Genomic DNA, 2619 nt, shown 5'->3' with positions numbered 1-2619 from the left:
GGCATGGCTGGCTGTGGGTCTACCGCTGGCTTGGGGTGTTTACCGCACCCTGCTGAGTGCAGGCAAGTTCTTCTAACCACCTCGGTCTGAAGTCCATTTCCTTGGATAGAGCCAAGCGTATCTCGCAGATGCGCTTGGCTTTTTCAATTCCTCAGTGTTTGTTCAACGAATGAACTGCGACAGGACCGCGCCGAACAGAATGACCAGCGAAACGCTTTGCAAGAGGTAGGCGATACGCAAGCCTTTGTATTTTCGCCTCAGAATATGCCCGATCTGGTAAATGTCGCGAATCAGAAGGGCACGGGCGTGCTGGTCATGTTGCAAAACCGAGGCCGCGTAATCGCTGAATTCGCTTTGGCTGAACTGCGTGAAAAATCCGAAAAACATGGGGTTGGGCGCATCTTGCAAGCTGGCGAATTTTTGCACGCCAGTCAGCTTTGGCAAAACCACCCAGATTGCAGTCAGCACCGTGGCCAATTGGATGGCGGCAAACGTGGTGATGGCGCTGAGGCGCATGCCTTCCTGTTCAAGTATCCAGGTGGCCTTGGTCAGCAAAATTGAAAAGGTCACCAGCGAAAGCCCGATCAGAATGTTGGCCTTGTGATCGGCCAGGTTGATTAGATTGGTTTGGTATTGGTGGGTGGTGCGAAGTGCGTAAATGACATCGCGGTCGGTGCTCGTACTGCCGGTGGTGACAGGGGCCATGTTCTTGTTCTTTTCAAGGTCAGCATGGCGAATATGCTATCACAACGGATCACCCGTTTGCCTAACTCAATTTCTTTGCGTAGGGTCACAAGTCCCCATGGATATGCGTTCGATTTCTCATGATTACCGCACAAGAGCGACGTCAAATTGTTCGAAAATTGATCGAATTTGAAGCGCCGCTGAACTTCATGTATCTCGACACCAAGGGTCTGGTAACGGTGGGTATTGGTCATCAGATTTTCAGTGCGGAAGATGCACAGCAGATTCCGTTTTTGGACAAGGCGGGAAAGCCGGTTCCAAAAGTGGAAATCAGGCGTCAATATGAGTTTTTAAAAAACTCCTTCCTACCCAACTACAAGGCAATTTCCTATCAGAAATTAACCAATATCCATATTTCTGAGGACACGATGGCAAACTTGATGGACGCAAATTTACAAGACATTGATAGACAATTGAAATTGCTCTTTCACGGGTTTGACAATTATCCGAGCAATATACGTTTGGTTCTGTTTGACATGGCATACAACGGGGGTGTTAACAAATTAAAGATTGGATATCCCAAATTCATAGAAGCAATCAGGAAAGGAAACTGGCGTGCAGCTGCTGACGAAAGTCATAGGAAATGGCCTATTCGAGAATCGAGAAATCAGTATGTAAAAGACCTTTTGATGAATCAAGAATTGTTGGATATGGCCAAATGAAAAGAAATTTCATCTGCTTACTTGTACTTTCATTGCATATCAGCGCCAGCGCAATTGCCCAAAGCGCTGAGGTGAACAAGAAATGGTCTTTTTCCCTACTGGATATTGATAGTCCAAAGCCTGACATCATTGATCCATCTACGGATATAGCCAAGGTGCAAGCGGGATTTCAAAAGAAGTGGCTTTATCCAATAGATTTTAGAAACAAGAAATTGAGAAGGGAAAAGACAATACGGTCATGTCCTGCCCTTTTTGATTATCTGAAACGCAAGAAAATGCCAGACACTGGTGACTGGTACTCATATCTGTACAATTTTGCCAGTTGCACCACAATGGACGAAATCCTCCGTGCAAAACCTGCCAAGTACGATCTTCTGCAGAACTTTTCGATTGACGAGTCTACGTTAAGCGACCTCACCAATGAAATGCTCCCAATGTTCAGCAATGACGAGTCTGATGCAGTCGAGCATGACAAGGGCGAGAGTTACATGCAGACATCCAAAAATTTCCCGACTTTTTTTGGTATTAAAAAGGTGTTGAAAAGGGACGCTTTAACCACCGAAATTCAAGGCAATGGAGTCTATCAGCGTTTGCGGATATTGGGTTATGCCGATGTCAATGGGGATGGTTATCAAGACGTGTTGGTCACTTCGGAACTGTTTCTGGACGAGGGCACCTGGCACACCGTTGAATTGTTCGCATTGACCAGGATCAAGGGCCAAAGAATCACCATCGCAAAGCATTACCCGGTGCCCGGTGCCGCCACTGATTAAGGAGAAATTATGAAATCTGACATGTTGATGAAAATTACCGGGATAAGCGGTGAATCTGTTGATGCAGTGCATAAAAATGCAATTCACATTGACGACTTGACCTGGAATATTGAGCAGAGCGTTCAGATTGATCGGGGAAGCCTTGGTTGCAACGGCAGGAGCAACGTGAAAGAAGTGAGGATTACCAAGTCAATTGACAAAGCATCACCAGTTCTGCGTGCGCAGGCCTGTGTTGGAACCTGTTACGACTCGGCCATTATTATCAAAAGAAAGGCGGGTTCAACCGCTCCGCTTGAGTATTGGAAATTGACTTTGAAAAACGTCATCGTGAGTGGCATCAACAGCCACCTGGCCGATGGTTCATCGGCGGACAAAGGAGGCTGTAAATAAATTTGTGTAAGTGCATTCGGCCAATTAACCTCTTTCGAGGAAATGACCGA

The 2619-nt window shown here is 46.5% G+C and carries 5 protein-coding genes; 4 read left to right on the top strand and 1 reads right to left on the bottom strand.

Annotated elements, in window-relative coordinates:
- Nucleotides 1-7: 7 nt before the first annotated feature.
- Nucleotides 8-76 carry an MFS transporter small subunit gene (locus tag QQJ87_RS14710; protein ID WP_431310096.1) on the top strand — a complete coding sequence of 23 codons (69 nt, stop codon included), beginning with the start codon at nucleotides 8-10 and terminating at the stop codon, nucleotides 74-76.
- 86 nt (nucleotides 77-162) lie between these two features.
- Here the strand turns inward: QQJ87_RS14710 and QQJ87_RS14135 are convergent, their stop codons facing one another.
- Nucleotides 163-705: a Pycsar system effector family protein gene (locus QQJ87_RS14135; protein WP_284282533.1), complete on the bottom strand. Its 543-nt coding sequence runs from the start codon at nucleotides 703-705 to the stop codon at nucleotides 163-165.
- A 119-nt stretch (nucleotides 706-824) separates the two neighbouring features.
- On the opposite strand from QQJ87_RS14135, the gene QQJ87_RS14130 reads away from it, so the two are divergent.
- The 3 genes from QQJ87_RS14130 to QQJ87_RS14120 are packed head-to-tail and all read left to right on the top strand — an operon-like array spanning nucleotide 825 to nucleotide 2569.
- Nucleotides 825-1406 carry a lysozyme family protein gene (locus tag QQJ87_RS14130; RefSeq protein WP_284282532.1) on the top strand — a complete coding sequence of 194 codons (582 nt, stop codon included), beginning with the start codon at nucleotides 825-827 and terminating at the stop codon, nucleotides 1404-1406.
- Nucleotides 1403-2179 carry a hypothetical protein gene (locus QQJ87_RS14125; protein WP_284282531.1) on the top strand — a complete coding sequence of 259 codons (777 nt, stop codon included), beginning with the start codon at nucleotides 1403-1405 and terminating at the stop codon, nucleotides 2177-2179. The genes QQJ87_RS14130 and QQJ87_RS14125 overlap by 4 nt, the downstream gene beginning before the upstream one ends.
- Before the next feature lie 21 nt (nucleotides 2180-2200).
- On the top strand, nucleotides 2201-2569 hold the full coding sequence (locus QQJ87_RS14120) for an Hcp family type VI secretion system effector (protein ID WP_284282530.1): 369 nt from the start codon (nucleotides 2201-2203) through the stop codon (nucleotides 2567-2569).
- The last annotated feature ends 50 nt before the right edge of the window (nucleotides 2570-2619 follow it).

It is taken from the genome of Limnobacter litoralis (genome assembly GCF_030160455.1).
Lineage (GTDB): Bacteria > Pseudomonadota > Gammaproteobacteria > Burkholderiales > Burkholderiaceae_B > Limnobacter > Limnobacter litoralis.
The sequence above is the reverse complement of the archived record's forward strand: the minus strand, read 5'-3'. Positions and strand labels throughout refer to the sequence as shown.

Bases quoted from the DNA above. Each gene is read 5' to 3' on its own strand.
- QQJ87_RS14125 (WP_284282531.1), top strand. From the start codon at position 1,403: ATGAAAAGAAATTTCATCTGCTTACTTGTACTTTCATTGCATATCAGC.
- QQJ87_RS14135 (WP_284282533.1), bottom strand. From the start codon at position 705: ATGGCCCCTGTCACCACCGGCAGTACGAGCACCGACCGCGATGTCATT.
- QQJ87_RS14120 (WP_284282530.1), top strand. From the start codon at position 2,201: ATGTTGATGAAAATTACCGGGATAAGCGGTGAATCTGTTGATGCAGTG.
- QQJ87_RS14130 (WP_284282532.1), top strand. From the start codon at position 825: ATGATTACCGCACAAGAGCGACGTCAAATTGTTCGAAAATTGATCGAA.